The organism is Loktanella agnita (assembly GCF_046640325.1).
Lineage (GTDB): Bacteria > Pseudomonadota > Alphaproteobacteria > Rhodobacterales > Rhodobacteraceae > Yoonia > Yoonia agnita.
The window spans coordinates 103985-121657 of the sequence record NZ_JBJMBF010000008.1 but is presented as its reverse complement, the minus strand read 5'-3'; the positions used below and the strand labels follow the sequence as shown (position 1 = coordinate 121657).

Genomic DNA, 17673 nt, shown 5'->3' with positions numbered 1-17673 from the left:
GCTTTTTCGCAAATGGATGCGACTACCATGTGATCCCACCCGTCTCGGCCACCCAGCGGTCAAGCCTGCCGCCATAGGATGGCATCCGGTTGGGCAGGGCCATGAAATCATTCAGGGCGAACAAGTCCCAACGCTGGCCTTCATCCCCGAACACGATGTCATTGCTGGCCGCGACAGGCAGGCGCGCCACGAAGAAACCCACCCATTTTTGTGGATCGCTGTAGCCAGGAAACGGGTTTTGCCACAGCACCGCCTCTTGCGGCAGATGCAGGCCAAGTTCTTCGTTCAATTCCCGCGCCATGGTTTCGAACGGGGTTTCATCGCCTTCGCGCCCGCCGCCGGGCAAGTCCCACAGGTTCGGATAGGGAATATCAGGCCGGTCATCGCGCAGGATGCTGATTAAACAGTCGCCCAGAAACAAGGCCACCTTCGCCCCATCATGTTGCCCTGTTGTTCTCATGACAGACCCTCTATCATAGGGCCATGCCCGCCCTTTGCCGCGATTGCCTGAGTACATTTGACAGCGAAACCCGCTGCCCGCAATGCCGCAGCCCACGGGTTACGCGGCACCCGGAACTGTGCGATTTGACCATCGCCCATATGGATTGCGATGCCTTTTACGCCAGCGTCGAAAAGCGTGACAATCCTGAACTTGCGGACAAGCCAGTGATCATCGGCGGCGGCAAACGCGGGGTAGTGTCCACCGCCTGCTATGTGGCGCGGATCAAGGGCGTGCGCTCTGCCATGCCGATGTTTCAGGCGCTCAAACTTTGCCCCGAAGCGGTGGTCGTCCGGCCCCGGTTTGACGCCTATGTCGAAGCCTCGCGCGCGATCCGCGCGATGATGGACGCGCTGACCCCGGTGGTTGAACCGCTGTCACTGGATGAGGCGTTTCTGGATATGACCGGCACCGCCCGCCTGCATGGTGCGCCCCCTGCGGTGATGCTGGCTCAGCTGGTCAAACGAATGAAGGACGAACTGGGGCTGACCGGCTCTATCGGTCTGTCGCACAACAAGTTTCTGGCCAAAGTTGCGTCCGATCTGGACAAGCCACGCGGATTTTCGATCATCGGGAAGGAAGAGACGACGGCGTTCCTGCGCCCCAAACCGGTGCGGCTGATCTGGGGGATTGGCCCCGCGGCGCAGGCGAGCCTTGAACGGGCGGGCATTCGGACATTCGACGATCTTTTGCGCTGGGACCGCCGCGATCTGCATGACCGTTTCGGCGGCATGGGCGAGCGGCTATATGGTCTGGCGCGTGGTGAAGATGGTCGCCGGATCAGCGCGCGCAATCCGGTCAAATCAATCTCAAACGAAACCACATTTAATGAAGATACCAGCGACGCGGATATCCTTGACGGACATATCTGGCGCATGGCGGAAAAGGTCAGCGCGCGGGCCAAGGCCAAGGATAAGGCGGGTCGGGTCGTCACGCTGAAGCTGAAAACCCATGATTTCAAGGGGATCACGCGCCGGATCAGCCTGCGCCACCCGACCCAGATCGCCGACACGATCTATCGCACAGCGCGCGGCTTGTTCGATCAGGTGGGACATACGGGACCATATCGGCTGCTCGGCGTGGGGCTGTCCGAAATCACCAGCGCCGATGATGCGGATCGTGAAGGCGACCTGCTCGACCCGGATGCGGGCAAACGGGCGCAGGCGGAAAAAGCGGCGGATTTGATCCGACAGAAGTTCGGCGCGGATGCCATCATCAAAGGGCGGGCGTTGCGATGATGTAAGGTGGGTCTTGACCCACCGCCCCTTTTAAAAATACCGTTCTCATCAATGGTCACGCAAACAACGGAGGGCACGCGCTGAACATGCGGATTATTCGCCGACTTCAGCATGGTCCCCGCCACGCCCTGCAAATCCGTTTGCAGGGCTGATCCGGGAATACGAATGCGTTAAGCGAAAAACCTGAACAAGCTAACGCTGTCACCCAAGGGTCTGCCTCAAGCCGCGCTGCGGCGACATTTTCTATTGATCAGAGACCCTTATGACAATTCTTAACCTCAATGCTCTGGGCGTGACCGTGGGCGAAACACTGTTTTCCGACCTGAACCTGACGATTTCCAAGGGCGACCGCATCGGGTTGGTGGCTGCGAACGGGCGCGGGAAATCCACGCTGATGGGCTGCATTGCTGGCACCTATGAGCCAACCACAGGCGAAATCACCCGCGCGCGCGGGTTGCGCATGGGTCATGTGGCGCAATATGTGCCCGACGATGCGAGGGATAAAACGCTTTACGATTATGTGCTTGCCGCGCTTCCGCCGGAACAGGCAGATTATGAAAGCTGGCGTGTGGATGTGCTGCTCGACGAACTGAGCGTCCCTTATGATTTGCGACAAAAACCGCTGCGCGACCTCAGCGGCGGCTGGCAGCGCACGGCATTGCTGGCGGCGACCTGGATCACCGAACCTGACCTCTTGCTGCTGGACGAGCCGACGAACCATCTGGACCTGCACCGGATCGGTTTGCTGCAAGATTGGCTGGCCGCCCTGCCCCGTGATTTGCCAGTGATCGTGATCAGCCATGACCGTGCATTTTTGGATGCAGTGACGAATAAAACATTGTTTTTGCGACAAGAAAATAGCCGTCACTTCGCATTGCCCTTTACGGCCGCCCGTGCCGCAATGGAAGAGGCGGACGCCGCCGATGAACGCCGTTTTGCCAATGATCTGAACAAGGCCAGCCAGCTGCGACGACAGGCGGCCAAGCTGAAGAATATCGGGATCAACTCTGGCTCTGACCTGCTGGTCAACAAGACCAAACAACTGACCGAGCGCGCGGCAAAGATCGAGGCGGCGGCGAAGCCTGCCCATCAGGAACGTGGCGCGGGTGATATCCGGCTGAGCCATGGCGGCACTCATGCCAAGGCGCTGATCACGCTCGAAGATATCCCGGTCACAACGCCTGACGGGCGGGTCCTCTATACGACCGGCAAAAAGTGGATCAGCCCCGGCGATCGCGTGGTTCTGCTTGGGTCCAATGGCACCGGCAAGACACGGCTGGTCCGGTTGATCGATCAGGCCATCAACGGTGATATGCCGGGGATCAGAGCCGCCCCGACCCTGTCAGAAGGCTATTCCGATCAACATCTTAGCCAATTGATGGATGATGATACGCCGATGGGCGCTGTCACCGGAAATTTCGACGTGGGCGACCAACGCGCGCGGGGATTGCTGGCGGGGGCTGGGGTCAATATCCAGATGCAGCAGACGAAAATAGCGGCGCTTTCCGGTGGTCAGAAAGCCCGGCTGGCCATGCTGATCCTGCGTCTGCAGCAGCCGAATTTTTACTTGCTGGACGAGCCTACGAACCATCTGGATATCGAAGGGCAAGAGGCGCTGGAGGCTGAGCTGATCGCGGATCAGATCGCCTGTTTGCTCGTCAGCCATGATCGCAGCTTTCTGCGTAATGTGGGCAACCGGTTCTGGGAAATTCGCGGCAAGCGTCTGGTCGAGGTTGATGATCCGGAGGCATTTCTTGCGACCGAAATCGCGGGCTGAGGCAACGCGCGGTGGGGGTATCTGCCACCCACCGTGCGGTCACTGCGAATCGTCATGTTAATGACCGCTTTTCCGGCCAAATCTGCGATCGGAATTGCATCGGACAAGCGTCGGACTTTGGCACCGAAATCGCGTGGTTAATCCTGCGCACGATAAAAAGGTAACTGCGGCGTTAAGGTTTTGCCAATCCTGCCTGCTGGCGTCTCGCCCGCGCCGATGGCAAAGAGACGCAGGACACCACGCGGAAGGCGCAAGATGCGAGATCAAAATGGGGCGGCGCCACTGCCCATCGCCGCTATTCAGCACCCGTTTCAGATGGCTATCGCCCTGTCATTCGGCGCGGCGATAGCGCTGGGGCTGTCGCGCTTTTCCTATGGGTTGCTGCTGCCGCCGATGCGCGCGGATCTGGAGTGGTCCTATCTGCTGGCGGGCGGGCTGAACACGGCCAATGCGGTGGGCTATCTGCTGGGCGTGCTTTTGACCCCGCGCACCCTGCGCGCTGTCGGCACACGGGGGCTGCTGATCTGGGGCGCGGCCTTGTCGTGCCTGTTCATGTTCCTGCCCGGCATCACGGTGCACCCGCATGTGTTGCTGGTGCTGCGATTGCTGTCCGGCATCGCGAGCGCTTTTGTTTTTATTGCAGGTGGCATTCTGGCCGCGCGGCTTGCGTCATTGCACGGCAAGAACTCCGGTCTGATCTTGGGTATTTATTATGGCGGGACGGGGATCGGCATTATGCTTTCTGCCCTGCTGATCCCACTGGCGATGGGCTGGGCAGATGCGCAGGGCCACATGCATAGCTGGCAGATCGCATGGTGGGTTTTGGCGCTGGCCTGCCTGATCGCGGCAGTGATCGCCGCCTTGCCCAGCCGCCGCATCGGTGAGCCGGATATCGCAACAGAAGAAGATGGCAAATTCGCGCTGCGCGATTTTACCTTTGGGCTGGCGGGATACCTGATGTTCGGGGTCGGCTACATTGGCTATATGACCTTTGTCGCCGCCTTGTTGAAAGAACAAGGCCTGTCGGATGTCACGGTCAATGCGTTCTATTTCATGCTGGGGACTGCGGTGCTCGTGTCCTCCCGGATCTGGGCGGGCTTGCTTGACCGCTACAAGGGCGGGCAACCGCTGGCGGTGCTGAACGCGATCCTGGGATGCGCTTGCATTCTGCCTGTCGTGACCACCAATCTGATATTGATCTTTGTGTCGGGTCTGGTGTTTGGCGGGGTGTTTTTGTCTGTGGTCACATCCACCACCGCGCTGGTCCGCCACAACCTGCCGCAATCGGCGTGGTCCGCTGCGATCAGCGCTTTTACCGGTGCGTTTGCCTTGGGGCAGATCATCGGCCCGGCGGCTGTGGGCGGCATCGCGGATACGCCTGCGGGATTGGAGCTGGGGCTAGCGCTGTCGGCGGCCACGTTGTTCATTGGCGCGTTGCTTGCCTGGCGGCAGAAGGAGCTTGTTGCTTCGCCTGTCCTTTCACGACAGCGCGCGTGACTCGGCATCACCTCTTGCAATCGTGGCACGTTTGTGGCAGAGGTAGCCGTGCTACTAGCGATCTTCCGACTTTCTGTTTTCCTTTACTGGCTCACAGCACTCGACTGAAGTTGTGACTGGCCGGGCTGCCACATGTTGTGGGCAGCATTCACAAAAGGAAAATTCACATGGCCAACGGCACAGTGAAATGGTTCAACGCAACCAAAGGTTTCGGCTTTATCGCTCCTGAGAGCGGCGGCAAAGACGTCTTTCTGCACATCTCTGCACTGGAGCGTTCCGGTCTGAGCACTGTTGCAGACGATCAAAAAGTGACTTTCGACGTTGAGTCCGGTCGCGACGGGCGTGAAAGCGCAACGAATGTGGCGCTCGCCTGAGCTGCCTGCGGGCGCCCTTTCTGGGCGTCCCACCCCCCGGCCTGCGTCGTCTGAGATCAGAGCGCGCCGCATCCCCTAACATTTTATCGCTTGCCCACCCTGCTGCGTTTGCATGCGGGGTTTTTATTCTGCATTGATGCTGTTCACATATTGCAGCCCAAGGATCGCAGCCCCGACCAAACCGGGCTCTACCGGGCACCCAGCCTGTACGATCAGTGGCCGATCAAAGCGCCGCAGACATTGCGCCCGCACGGCCCGATCCAGCGCCGTGATCAAGCCGGGCGCGTTTGACAACCCGCCGCCCACGGCGATGATCCCCGCACCCAGCATGTTTTCCATCACCGCCAGCGGCCCTGCCAGAAGCCCGATCCAGATGTCGATAGTGCGCGTGGCGTTTTTATCCCCGGCCATCCAATCCGCCACGATGCCGCGGCTGTCGCGCGGCACCCCGTGCAGATGCGTATGCAGCCGTTCCATTCCCCGCGCAGAGCAAACCGCATCAAGGCAACCGGACAGACCGCACCCGCAGGGGAAGGCGGGCAAGCTGATGCTGGGCTCTGTCAGAATGCGTTGCGCAATCGGCCCGTGCCCGATTTCCCCCGCAAAGCCACCGTCCCGGTTGATCAGTTCGCCGCGCACCACCACGCCGCCGCCGACGCCGGTCCCAAGGATCAGCCCGAACACCACGTCATGGCCGCGCCCGACGCCCACCGTCGCCTCGGCCAGTGCAAAGCAATCGGCGTCATTGCCGAGCACGACCGGCAGCCCAAGACGCGCGGCGAGTTCCGATTGCAATTTGCGCCCGGTCAGACAGGGGATGTTGGCCATAGTGCCGACCCCAGTGTCCGGGTCCAGCACGCCGGCCAGCGACACAGCGATGGCGGCGGGTGGCGTGCTGGCGGCGGTGATCTGGTCGCGCATCACGCCGACGAAAGCGTCAAAATCATCCGTAGGGGTGTTGATCCGCCCTTTGGGGGTGACCTGATCGGCGCTAGATGCCTCGGCCATCTTGATGGCGGTGCCGCCGATGTCAAAGCACAGGATCATGCGCCACCTGTGATCTGTTGTCCGCCGATCCATGTGCCTGCCGCCCTGATGTCAGGGGTCAGGCAGAAGAAATCCGCATGTGCGCCGGGGTGCAAATGCCCCCGGTCGCTGATGCCCAGCGCCTGTGCGGGGGCGGTGCTGGCCAGTTGCAGTGCGGTTTCCAGCGGCAGCCCAAGCGACTGGTGCACATAGCGCAGCGCGTCGATTAGCACGATATCGGCCCCGGCAAGCGTGCCGTCGGCCAGGGTCAGCCGCCCCTCTGCCCGGAAAATCTGGCGTCCGTTCAGGGTGAATTCGGTGAGGTCACTGCCAATCGTGGACATGGCATCAGAGACAAGAAAGATCCCCCCCGGCCCCGCCTTGCCCCGCAGCGCCACGCGCAAGGCCGCGTCGGCCACGTGATACCCATCGGCGATCAGCCCGGCCCACAGCCGTCCGTCATCCAGCGCCGCCCCGACCAACCCCGGCGCGCGGTGCTGCATTTGTCCCATGGCGTTGAACAGATGGGTGACCATCGTCGCCCCGGCATCCGCATAGGCAAGCGCTGTGTCATAGCTGCAATCGGTGTGCCCAAGGCTGACGGTGATCCCGGCGGCGGCGAGCGCTTGCACCTGATCGGTGCTGACGGTTTCTGCCCCCACGGTGCAGATCATATGGTCGAAATGGGTTTTCGCGGCGATCAGGTTCGCCTGATCTGCATGCGTCATCTTTCGGATCAGGGCCGGGTCGTGGGTGCCTTTGCGCGCCAGCGACAGGTGCGGCCCTTCGAGGTGGATGCCAAGCATGCCGGGTGTACCGACAGCCGCCTGCGCGGAGGCGATCGCGCGGGCGGTGGTGTCGGGCGTGTCGGTAATCAGCGTGATCATGACCGATGTGGTGCCGAATGCGGCATGCGCCTTGCAAATCGTGCCGATGGCTGCGGCGCTGGGGTCGTTGTTCCACAGCACCCCGCCGCCGCCATTCACTTGCAAATCAATCAGGCCCGGCACGATGGCCTCCGGCAAGGGGCGCGCATCCGGCGCTTTGGCGGCGGGCACGATAGCGGCCACGCGCCCGCCTTGCACCAGCAAGACCGCATCGTCATGCCAGTCTGTACCGTCGAAAATCCGCGCGGCGCGAAATGCTGTTTTATCCATCATGGCGCGACCTTAGAGCATTTCGATTTATACCTGAATCACCAATCGCTGCCTTTCGCCTGCGGCTCAAACGCAATTGGTGATCCGTGATGTCTCAGGTTAAAACCGAAACGCTTTAGCAGACAGTTTGCCGCGCAACCACGGGGGCGGATCGGCAGCGTACGAGCTCTGGTGCAGCCCGGTTTCGGATTGGAGGCATTCGTGAGGCGGGTCAGGAAACGGTCCGGGGGACCGTTTGCCCGCAGAACGGGAAGCGCAACTCGATATTGGGGCCTGACGACGTATGTACGCCGCCGAACGGGTGAGGGGCGGCTCGGAAACAGTCCGGGGGACGGTTTTAGCCCCGAACGGGCGGAGCCCCGGTCGCCTCCCACACCTTGACCCCTGCGTCATTGGTCGCAAAGACAGGCCGCCCGATATGGTCGGTCCGCACATAGTAGAGCGCGCCGTTTTCGACCACGGCGACGATCATCCCGTCCGCCCAGATATATTCGCGGATCAGCGTGCTGGTTAGGGTGCTTTCGTCATAGAGGTACTCGGCAATCCGGTTCCCCGCCGCGTCATGCAGCGAGTGGATTGTCTGCTGCTCTTGTGTGAGCCGCCGCTTCGCCGGGGCTCCGCCCGTTCAGCGCTGAGCCAGGTCCACTGGACCCGCCTCAGAGGCGCGCTTCACCCTGCCGGCCAAGGGCGTTGTATTCGTATTCGGACTGGATGACCCCGTTGATCGCAAAGGAGGACATGCGCCCGGCGGCATCGTAGTTATAGCCATAGCCCGGCCCGTTGCGGTTGTCGGCGCCGTCGTCGCGCTCGTCCCGTGCGGGCCGTGGTTTATCGGCGGAAAGGCAGAAATACCGCGTATGTATTGCATACAGAACCCGTGTACCGTGCGTACTTACGGGTTGGTAAGCGGGCCGTATTGATTGTTGTGGTTCATGCAGTCATCACTGGAAAAACTTCGACAGCATATTGGGCTGCTAAAGTGGTGCGCATGAACGCGCACTCTACGCTTGCTGGCTTGCTGATTACATTCGCAAATAGCGCGAGCAAGAATCTGGGGCGTTTGCAATCCGAGCGCCCGATAAGTGCAATCTCTTACACCAATAACAGCTTCTGAAGTACGGTCAAATCCTGACATATCTTGGACTTTTGGTCAGGCTTTGGATGGTAATCTTCCCCTACAATTTCAACAGCCGCCATCGCATCCTTAATATCTCGGCATCCATCGAAAATCGTCCGAAGCTCATGTTCACTAAGATCGTACCACCATTCTTTGTGTGCCAGAAGGATATCTAAAACCCGCGCACAGAATTGCTCGAAAGACAGCTTTTCCTCTAACTTGCAATCCATCTCACACCGGACCACCATTTTCCATTCATTTCCGATAAAGAAATCGCCCGATCGTTGTAGAAAACGATGCATTGGTGGAAGGTCGAATAATCGTGTTGCTACGATGGAATAGCGTTTACCCGCAGCGTCAAACAAGACATCGTCATCGCCTTCTCCATTTGCATAAAATTCCCGAGCCGCAAAGTCGAAGCGATGGCTGCTTTTTATGCGTTCCACTCCAGTTTGGCTGATGGCCAGTATCGGGTAGCGCAACTGTCTGATTTCAGATATTTCAATCGACAATTTCTGCGATCCCTCCCGCCGTCAAACTACCGCCAGCAACAATAGACCATTCCGGTGCATAACGAATGCTATAGTCGATTCGTTGTATGCCTGTAAATTTTTCTGATCTTCCCCATCTTCCCTCAAAACGACGATTTATTGATCTGGGCGTTGCTCGAAGGTTCATCGGGTGATGTCGCTATGATAGCCCCCTAACCCGAAACCCACTCAGATTTCTCGCTGGCACAAGTGCATGACCTACCTCTACATTGAGGCCTCTCAAACCATATGCCTTTCTAAACTTACTGCGTGCAGCCGCATCCGTCATTTGCCTAAATACCGGTAAGCCTTTCGCAGCGTGCCCAATAAGTCCACCTGTGAAAGCCCCAGCTGCAGCCCACAGACCAACTTCCATCCAATTCACGCAGCGAAAATCTCCACCATTCATATACAGTTGGTAGCTTAGATTTGCCCCTCCAAACAAGGCTGCACCTGCAATGGCGGGCAGCCAAATAGCCTCTCCCTTCGGATCCACATACCGCCCCGGGTTCTGCAACGCATACCCATACACGCTCGCCCCATCGACCAGTCCCAGCGGGTCGGCCTGGAGGTAGCGGCCCAGCGTCGGATCATAGTCGCGCATCCAGTTCTGGTGCAGCCCGGTCTCGGACTGGAACCATTTGTCGAGGCGGATCAGGAACCGGTCCGGGGGACGGTTTGCCCGCAGAACGGGAAGCGCAGGTTATGTTTGGTGAGATTACCCAGCCTACGCGTGTTGGCGATTACGAGATTATTCCTGTTGCGCTTGTCCGCTACTCTGCTGCGACCTGCCTTTCCATCGGGCGTCCGATGTCTGTGATCTCGGCGATGACGCCGTTGAGCAGGCTTTTGAAGGCGTCGAAATTATCGTTTGGCTTCAGCCGCTTTTCATCCATGTAGAGCGCCCGGTCGATTTCGACCTGCACGGCGTGTTGCCGCTTTGCTGGCCGTCCGTAGTGTTGCGTGATGAAGGCCCCAGCGAAGGGCATGTTACGTGCCACACGCAGGCCGGCGCGGATGAAGGCGGTCTCGATCGCCTCGACAATCGCGGGCGCGGCGGTGGCGCCGAAACGGTCGCCCAGAACGACATCCGGGCGCGGGGTGCCGGAGGGGCCGAGGTTTTCAAGCGCCTCATGCGGCATGGAGTGGCAGTCGACCAGGATCGCCTCGCCAAAGCTGTTGGCCGCCTCGTCCAGCAGCGTTTGCAGCTTGTCATGATAGGGGCGCCAGCAGCTGGCGATGCGGTAATGCGCCTCTTCCAGGGTCAGCTTGCCGTGATAGATCGCGCGCCCATTGGCCACGACGCGGGGCACCACCCCCAACCCGCTGGCGATGCGCGGATTATGGGGGGCGCGGCGAACTCCGGCAATCAGCGCCGGGTCCAATTCATCCGGTCCCCGATTCAGATCCAGATAGGCACGCGGCGCACAGGCTGTCAGCAACGGCGCGCCATGATCGGGGGCGCTGGCATAAAGCTGATCCACGAAGGCATCTTCGGACGACCGGATTTCATTGGCGTCAAGCTGTGCACGGTGCAGGAAAGACGCAGGGTAATCCCGCCCGCTGTGCGGCGACGCGAAAACGATGCTTGTCGTGCGGGCCTGTGGCCGGGCAAGGTGATACGGGTGTTCCAGCAAAAATCGCTCCTCCATCGTCCTAACATAGCCCTTTTTTCTAATTTGCCAAAAGCCCTTGATCCCCGTTCCGACTCCTTTTATAGACCGCTCACCTGACGTGGGCTTTGCTCGCGTCCTATTTCTTTATAGGGCGGGCGGCGTCGCGGCAGACATGGATGATTAGCTCAGCGGTAGAGCACTTCGTTGACATCGAAGGGGTCACTGGTTCGATCCCAGTATCGTCCACCATGAATTCACAGGCCTTCGGGCCGCATTGTAACCCAAGGCGCAATCCGCGCGCCGCGACATGAAGGAACGGACCTATGAAGGTACGGAACTCCCTCCGCTCGCTCAAGCAGCGCCACCGCGATTGCCGCATCGTGCGCCGCAAGGGCCGCGTCTATGTGATCAACAAGACGCAACGTCGGTTCAAAGCCCGTCAGGGCTGAACCTGCGCTACAGAGCAGATTAAAAAAGGTCGGACCGCTGGTCCGGCCTTTTTTATTGCGCGCCGTATGATGGGCGCCCTACCCCACACTTGCGAAAACCCGCGCGCAGGTCATGAATACCCCCATTGTCTGATCTTCACGCTGGCCATCCGTTTCCCAATCCGGTTAGGTTCTGCCCCGGTGGTGGATAAAAATTATAAAGGGATTTTGCCCATGACGATTTGGCGTACGACAACACTGGCAGCGGCCGCATTCGGGCTGGCCGCGCCTGCTTTTGCCCAGGACTATTGCGGTGGCATGGGCAATGACGGGATTTGGATCGGCGGCGATGAAGCGGGCTCCGATATCACCACGACCGACACTTATCAGGAACAGATGGCGCTGGTGCTGGGCGGCAATGAATATATGTCCCTGTTCACCCTGAGCGACCCTGCCGATATCCGGGTAGAGGCCGCGGGCCGTGGTGCGGGCGATCCGGTGATTGACCTGCTGAATGCCTCTGGTGGTGTGGTGCTGTCAGATGATGATTCCGGCGGGAATGCCGCATCGCGTGGCGAAACCGGGTTGGACGCCGGGACGTACTGTCTGTCCGTCCGCTCTTACGATGGTGGCCCGATGACGGCCTTTGTGCGTGTCGGCCGCCAAGAGCATGAGCCACTGACCGAGGGTGTGTCAGACACGTCTGGCGGCGCGCCAAATGGCAGCTGTGATGAGGCCACCCCGATTGGCGCACTGGGTTCACCCGTCGCGGCCTCCGTGAACGAGACCCCCTATTGGAGCTTTACGCTGGATGCCCCGACCCCCGTCAGCATCACCGCCGAGAATGAAAACGCTGATCCGGTGATCACCCTTTATGGTCCGGGTGAGATTTATCTGGATGAAAACGATGATTGGGACGGGCTGAATTCCCGTATCAACATGACAGAGCCGCTGGCGGCGGGCACCTATTGCATCGGCATGGAGGCGCTAAGCGATGACACGGCACCGATCACAGTGACTGTCAGTGAATATGATGCCGCCACGGCCCTGCTGGACCTTTATGCACGGGGCGACGCGGCCCCGCCGCTGGATGGGAGCATCCCGGTCACTGATCTGGGCGTGCTGCAATCGCGTGTGCGGCAAGATGTGCAATCATCGTCGGATACGGCGTGGTACAGCATTGATATTGAGGAAGGCAGCCTGCTGGTGGTCGAGGCCATCGCCAGTGCAAACAGTGATCCCTGGTTGGTGATCTATGATGATCTGGGCCGCGAAATTGGTCAGAACGATGATTACGGCGACGGGCTCGACAGCCTTGTCATGGCCCGCGTTGATCGCGGCACCTATATTATAGGCGTGAAGGAATTCAGCAGTGGTACCGGATTTATCCGGCTGCTGGCCGAACGCTATGTGCGCGCGCAGTAATCAGGCGCAACCATGATTAAGAAGCCCTGCCGGTTCGCTGGCGGGGCTTTTTTATTGCGTGACAGTACAGGGGCCCTACTGTGAGCGCATGCCTGCGTCACACTTTCTTTTTTGACTTACAGCGTTGCTGGCAACTCTGTGGGGTGGCAATGTATTTCTGTCCATTGTTGTACATGCCCATTACCATCCGATGCTTGCAAAAGGCGATCTGCTTTATCCAGTTCGGCTGTTCATGGGGCTTGTTCCATTCCTGACGATGCTGCTGGTTTTGGGATTGTGGCTGTGGCGCAGGCCGCTTGCACCCCGCACGAAATTCCCTGACAGTACCACCCCTACAATGGTGCTGAGGAACCGGGTGGAAAATATTTTCTGGTCAGAGTTGTACTGCCTGATCTTGCGCCGGCTTATCTTGATCAGCGAAACGCTGTCATCATCGGCAAACCCGTTGATTTCGACTATGGACGTGGCGGTTCCACGCCTCAAGAAACATGTCAGAAACAAGGATCACATCTGAGTTGTAAATGGCTACAGGGGGATTTCGTCTATATTCCCTCGGAGAAACCGAATGATATACAACGCGATATATCCGCTTTGCTTACGCAGGTACCCGACTTGCTGGACAGCTTTGCACAGGCCACGGTGGATTAGCTCTTTTCCTGACCTTGAGCTTATGAGAGCGCCAAAACCCATTTCGTCCTTTGTATTCCTGCAAAGTCGTCAATGATTTCAACTACGGGCGGCCGTGAGTGTTTGGCCGTCAGCCCACACTGTTCCGCAGAACGCCCCCACATCACGAATATGAGAGCACACTAGACGACCGGTCTAATATTTCTTAACTGACCCTCATGACAGAGCCAAAGAAATCAGATCTTACACGACAGCGCATCATCGCGGCGGGGCGCGCGCTGTTTTTGCGCCATGGTTTTTCCGGCGTCGGACTGTCACGCATTCTGGCCGAAAGTGGCGTCCCGAAGGGCTCGTTCTATTATTACTTCTCCTCCAAAGAAGCCTTTGGCGCGGCCCTACTTGAGGACTATGTCACAGGCTACCTTGCACGTATCGACGCTTTGATTGCTGGCGCTGACCCGGCAGGCGACAAACTAACCCGTTTCTGGGAGGCTTGGTTGGCCAAATCCGGTGACGCCGGGATTGCGAGTGAATGCCTTGTGGTCAAGCTTGGCGCGGAAGTCGCTGATCTGTCTGATCCGATGCGCGTGATCCTTGATCAAGGGATCACTGCTTTGGTCGGGCGCATTGCCGATCTTTTGCGCGATGGCGCCCGCGATGGCAGTGTGCGCCCTTTCGATGATCCCGAAATGACAGCGCGGATGCTCTACGCCAAATGGCTTGGGGCCGCCGTGCTTGCCAAACTTGCCCATAGCGATGCGCCTTTGCGCATGGCTTTGGCTGAAACTTTAACACAGATTTCCCCCACCGGGGATGCGACCCACGAAAAGGACTGACATCATGTATGCTGCTACCCACGACACCTTTGGCGAGCCCGCCGACGTTATCACACCGCGCGAAATTGACAGTCCGGAGCCAGCCGCAGGCGAGGCGCTGATCCGGATGGTGCTGTCGCCGATCCACAATCACGACCTTTGGACGGTCCGTGGGAACTATGGCTATAAGCCCAAATTGCCCGGCGCCATTGGCGGGTCCGAGGCGCTTGGCATTGTTGAGGCGCTTGGCGAAGGCGTCGATGCTGATCTGCTGGGCAAACGGGTCGTTGCCTCGGGTGTGCATGGCACCTGGGCCACCTATTTCACCGCCCCTGCCGCAACGCTGCTGCCGTTGCCTGATGCGATCCCCGACGATGCTGGCGCGCAGTTGGTTGCGATGCCGTTCAGCGCAATTTCACTGCTTGAGACGCTCAAAGTCCGCGAGGGGCAGTGGCTGATTCAGACCGCGGCAAATGGCGCTGTGGGCAAGATCATGGCTGGTCTCGCAAAAGCGCGCGGGATTCATCTGCTCAATCTTGTGCGCCGCGAAGGTGCGGCCAAAGAATTGCAGCAGGCCGGAATTGAGAATGTCCTTTCGACCGATGATCCAGATTGGATGACACAGGCCCGCGCGTTGGTCGGCGATGCGGGTGCGGTGTCGGCAATCGATTCAGTCGGTGGCGAGATGGGCGCGCAGCTGGTCGATCTGCTGGGTGTTGATGGTGAGCTGGTGGTCTTTGGCACCGCGACCGGTGCGCCGCTGGGCCTGTCGTCGGGCGCGTTGATTATGAAACACATCTCGGTCAAGGGGTTTTGGGGATCGCGGGTCAGCAAGGAAATGGCACCCGAAAACCGTCGGCGTCTGATCGGTGAATTGGTCAGTCTTGCGGTTCAGGGGAACCTGCCGCTTGAAACCGGAGGCCGATACCCGCTGACACAAAGCGCTGATGCGATGAAAGCGGCGCTGACATCGGGGCGCGGCGGAAAGATCATGCTGCACCCTTGAAGAAGGAATATGCGTCGGGGTGTGTCGTGGGACAGTTGGCTTTCCTATTGAAACGAAGGGCAGCCCCGGCATTTCGAAGAGATGGCGTAACCCAACATTAGTCTAGCTTAAAACAATAGGGCAGCGCCCGGACCTCGGGGTGGGCGCTGCTTCCCCAATTCTATGTGATGTGGTCGCATCATCCTTAACGGCAATGCCGATTGCGGCGTCGCAAAAGCGCCCTCCCCGTGGGGGAGGTCCGGGCGCTGCCCTGCGATGCCGGGCGGCAAAAGATTTCAGTTGCAGCGGATCAACTTAAACCAAGGCTATCCAATATAACAGCTATCATGACAGCCGAGATAATAGCCACAACAATAGACGGTATGTTCGCAAGCACATTCTGAACCCATCTGCGGACCGGATGCAGTGCTACATCTTGTCCAGCCGCAGTTACCCGATATAGCCACTCTTGCGTAATCGTTCTACCATCATCCGTGGTTGGCAAGGGATGGCCGGTTTTGAGAAAATTCCGATGGTCAATTTCTAACAAGAGTCCATCATCCACCAATAGTTTGCAGGCGTCCACTTTTTCTCTAGATATCGGGTCGTTTGGAGATAGTGAACGAGCAGATATAGGCCGCTCGTTGCTTGCAATTGCCGCTTTCAAAATCGCCAATCGGCGCCTTCTGGATGGCAATGTCACCGACTCAAACCACCGTGCACCGTCGGCTGATCCAGCGCGCTGAAACCATAATGCCGCAGCCAGCGCAGGTCTGAATCAAAGAACGCCCGCAGATCGGGAATCCCGTATTTCAGCATCGCAATGCGGTCGATCCCCATGCCAAAGGCAAAGCCTTGCCACTGCGCAGGGTCGATCCCGGCGGCTTGCAGCACCTTGGGGTGCACCATGCCGGAGCCGAGGATTTCCAGCCAGTCGTCGCCCTCGCCCACTTTCAACGTGCCCCCTGCCCAAGAGCAGCGGATGTCGACCTCTGCCGATGGTTCTGTGAAGGGGAAATGCGATGCGCGGAAGCGGATGTCGACGTTATCCACCTCGAAATAGGATTTCACGAATTCTTCGAGCACCCATTTCAGGTTGGCCATCGAGATGTCTTTATCAATGGCCAGCCCTTCGACCTGATGGAACATCGGCGTATGGGTCTGGTCATAGTCGGCCCGATAGACCCGGCCGGGGCAGATGATGCGCAGGGGTGCGCCGGTGGCTTCCATTGAACGGATCTGCACCGGGCTGGTATGGGTGCGCAGCACATGCGGCGGGCGGTTATCACCGTCGCGCCGGTGGGTGTAAAATGTGTCCATTTCGGCCCGTGCCGGGTGATGGCCGGGGATGTTCAGCGCGTCGAAATTGTACCAGTCAGACTCGATCTGCGGACCCTCGGCGACGGCAAAGCCCATGTCGGCAAAGATCGCGGTGACCTCTTCAGTGACCTGACTGATCGGGTGGATGCTGCCCTGGCGGCGGTCACGCGCAGGCAAGGTCACATCCAGCCATTCGTCGCGCAGGCGGGCATCCAGCGCGGCATCGGCCAGCGCGGCCTTGCGACCGGCAAGGGCACTGTTGATTTCATCCTTCAGGGCGTTCAGCGCGGGGCCAGCGACCTGCCGTTCCTCTGGCGTCATCTTTCCCAGCGCGCGCATTTGTAGGCTAATCTCGCCTTTTTTGCCAACGGCCTGCACGCGCAAGTCTTCTATCGCGGCCTCGTCAGCGGCATCGGCAATCAGGGTCAGGTATTTGGATTTCAGATCGTCCATGGCGCGCCTCTTGGGTTTGTCCCGGCGGTGCTAGCGAAATGGGGTGCCCGTTGCAAGGTTCACGGGCCACCCTGCGCAAATGAAAAAGGCGCGTAGCTTTCGCTACGCGCCTTTTAAAATCTGGTTTTTGCTCCCTTACGCAGGAAGCGCATCCTTGGCTTTGCCCACGATTGTGGCAAAAGCTTCGGGTTCGTTCACGGCCAGATCGGCCAGAACTTTGCGGTCCACTTCGATGCCAGCCAGTGTCAGGCCGTTGATGAACTTGGAGTAGTTCAGGTTTTCATCCACGGAACGCACACCTGCGTTGATCCGTTGAATCCACAGCGCGCGGAAATTGCGCTTGCGGTTATGACGGTCGCGGGTCGCATATTGGTTGGCTTTGTCGACGGCCTGCTTGGCAACCTTGAAGGTCTTCGAGCGGCGATCGTAATAGCCTTTGGCAGCGTCGAGAACTTTCTTGTGACGACGGTGCGTGACGGTTCCACCTTTAACGCGCATATCAAAATCCTCCTGTTAACGTGCGTAGGGCATCATTGGCTTGATGATCTGCTCATCAGCCTTCGACAGGACCGTGGTGCCACGGGCATCACGAATGAATTTGGTGCTGCGCTTGATCATGCCATGGCGCTTGCCGGCCTGACCTGCTTTGATCCGGCCAGAGGCCGTCACCTTGAACCGCTTTTTGCAGCTCGATTTCGTCTTCATCTTCGGCATTTCCGTCTCCTCTTGGGTTCGGTCGGACGCGCGACTCGGCATGCCATACCGGCCGGCCACGCGGGTTGAGAGCCG

The 17673-nt window shown here is 59.1% G+C and carries 19 protein-coding genes and 1 tRNA gene; 9 read left to right on the top strand and 11 right to left on the bottom strand.

Annotation, left to right across the window (positions count from 1 at the left end):
• Window positions 1-22 precede the first annotated feature (22 nt).
• Entirely contained in the window at window positions 23-460 is a 438-nt protein-coding gene (locus ACJ5NV_RS11020) for an NUDIX hydrolase (protein WP_411643735.1), read from the bottom strand.
• A gap of 23 nt (window positions 461-483) precedes the next feature.
• Between ACJ5NV_RS11020 and ACJ5NV_RS11015 the strand changes: the two genes are divergently transcribed.
• From ACJ5NV_RS11015 to ACJ5NV_RS11000, 4 genes are all read left to right on the top strand, one after another.
• Entirely contained in the window at window positions 484-1737 is a 1254-nt protein-coding gene (locus tag ACJ5NV_RS11015; RefSeq protein ID WP_411643734.1) for a DNA polymerase IV, read from the top strand.
• Between the two features lie 262 nt (window positions 1738-1999).
• Window positions 2000-3514: an ABC-F family ATP-binding cassette domain-containing protein gene (locus tag ACJ5NV_RS11010; RefSeq protein WP_411643733.1), complete on the top strand. Its 1515-nt coding sequence runs from the start codon at window positions 2000-2002 to the stop codon at window positions 3512-3514.
• A gap of 255 nt (window positions 3515-3769) precedes the next feature.
• The gene (locus tag ACJ5NV_RS11005) at window positions 3770-5011 is read left to right on the top strand and encodes a YbfB/YjiJ family MFS transporter (protein WP_411643732.1); all 1242 of its coding nucleotides are present in this window, start codon (window positions 3770-3772) and stop codon (window positions 5009-5011) included.
• Window positions 5012-5178: 167 nt separating this feature from the next.
• Window positions 5179-5385, top strand: coding sequence for a cold-shock protein (locus tag ACJ5NV_RS11000; protein ID WP_411643731.1), 207 nt, complete (start codon window positions 5179-5181; stop codon window positions 5383-5385).
• Between the two features lie 123 nt (window positions 5386-5508).
• Here the strand turns inward: ACJ5NV_RS11000 and ACJ5NV_RS10995 are convergent, their stop codons facing one another.
• The 6 genes from ACJ5NV_RS10995 to ACJ5NV_RS10970 form a co-directional block, all read right to left on the bottom strand.
• Window positions 5509-6432, bottom strand: coding sequence for an ROK family protein (locus ACJ5NV_RS10995; RefSeq protein WP_411643730.1), 924 nt, complete (start codon window positions 6430-6432; stop codon window positions 5509-5511).
• The gene (gene nagA, locus ACJ5NV_RS10990; RefSeq protein WP_411643729.1) at window positions 6429-7571 is read right to left on the bottom strand and encodes an N-acetylglucosamine-6-phosphate deacetylase; all 1143 of its coding nucleotides are present in this window, start codon (window positions 7569-7571) and stop codon (window positions 6429-6431) included. Before nagA ends, ACJ5NV_RS10995 begins: the two co-directional genes overlap by 4 nt.
• Window positions 7572-7905: 334 nt before the next feature.
• Entirely contained in the window at window positions 7906-8040 is a 135-nt protein-coding gene (locus tag ACJ5NV_RS10985) for a hypothetical protein (protein WP_411643728.1), read from the bottom strand.
• 620 nt (window positions 8041-8660) lie between these two features.
• Window positions 8661-9197, bottom strand: coding sequence for a hypothetical protein (locus tag ACJ5NV_RS10980; protein WP_411643727.1), 537 nt, complete (start codon window positions 9195-9197; stop codon window positions 8661-8663).
• Window positions 9198-9375: 178 nt separating this feature from the next.
• Window positions 9376-9870: an RHS repeat-associated core domain-containing protein gene (locus ACJ5NV_RS10975; protein WP_411643846.1), complete on the bottom strand. Its 495-nt coding sequence runs from the start codon at window positions 9868-9870 to the stop codon at window positions 9376-9378.
• 118 nt (window positions 9871-9988) lie between these two features.
• Window positions 9989-10852 (bottom strand): N-formylglutamate amidohydrolase, encoded by an 864-nt coding sequence (locus tag ACJ5NV_RS10970; protein ID WP_411643726.1) that lies wholly within the window; start codon window positions 10850-10852, stop codon window positions 9989-9991.
• 153 nt (window positions 10853-11005) lie between these two features.
• Here ACJ5NV_RS10970 and ACJ5NV_RS10965 point away from each other — a divergent pair.
• The 5 genes from ACJ5NV_RS10965 (at window position 11006) to ACJ5NV_RS10945 (ending at window position 15132) form a co-directional block, all read left to right on the top strand.
• Window positions 11006-11080: transfer RNA gene (locus ACJ5NV_RS10965), tRNA-Val, on the top strand.
• A gap of 74 nt (window positions 11081-11154) precedes the next feature.
• Window positions 11155-11280, top strand: coding sequence for a type B 50S ribosomal protein L36 (gene ykgO / locus ACJ5NV_RS10960; RefSeq protein WP_008231708.1), 126 nt, complete (start codon window positions 11155-11157; stop codon window positions 11278-11280).
• Between the two features lie 213 nt (window positions 11281-11493).
• Entirely contained in the window at window positions 11494-12684 is a 1191-nt protein-coding gene (locus tag ACJ5NV_RS10955) for a PPC domain-containing protein (RefSeq protein WP_411643725.1), read from the top strand.
• Window positions 12685-13529: 845 nt separating this feature from the next.
• A complete protein-coding gene (locus ACJ5NV_RS10950) occupies window positions 13530-14147 on the top strand; it encodes a TetR/AcrR family transcriptional regulator (RefSeq protein ID WP_411643724.1) in 618 nt (205 codons plus the stop codon).
• Window positions 14148-14151: 4 nt separating this feature from the next.
• Complete coding sequence (locus ACJ5NV_RS10945; RefSeq protein ID WP_411643723.1) at window positions 14152-15132, top strand: zinc-binding dehydrogenase; 981 nt, start codon at window positions 14152-14154, stop codon at window positions 15130-15132.
• A gap of 289 nt (window positions 15133-15421) precedes the next feature.
• Here the strand turns inward: ACJ5NV_RS10945 and ACJ5NV_RS10940 are convergent, their stop codons facing one another.
• From ACJ5NV_RS10940 to rpmI, 4 genes are all read right to left on the bottom strand, one after another.
• Complete coding sequence (locus ACJ5NV_RS10940; RefSeq protein WP_411643722.1) at window positions 15422-15787, bottom strand: hypothetical protein; 366 nt, start codon at window positions 15785-15787, stop codon at window positions 15422-15424.
• 23 nt (window positions 15788-15810) lie between these two features.
• Window positions 15811-16884, bottom strand: a complete 1074-nt coding sequence (gene pheS / locus ACJ5NV_RS10935) for a phenylalanine--tRNA ligase subunit alpha (RefSeq protein WP_411643721.1) — start codon at window positions 16882-16884, stop codon at window positions 15811-15813.
• Window positions 16885-17019: 135 nt separating this feature from the next.
• Window positions 17020-17382: a 50S ribosomal protein L20 gene (gene rplT / locus ACJ5NV_RS10930; RefSeq protein ID WP_411643720.1), complete on the bottom strand. Its 363-nt coding sequence runs from the start codon at window positions 17380-17382 to the stop codon at window positions 17020-17022.
• Window positions 17383-17397: 15 nt separating this feature from the next.
• Complete coding sequence (rpmI, locus tag ACJ5NV_RS10925; protein ID WP_411643719.1) at window positions 17398-17598, bottom strand: 50S ribosomal protein L35; 201 nt, start codon at window positions 17596-17598, stop codon at window positions 17398-17400.
• Window positions 17599-17673: the final 75 nt, after the last annotated feature.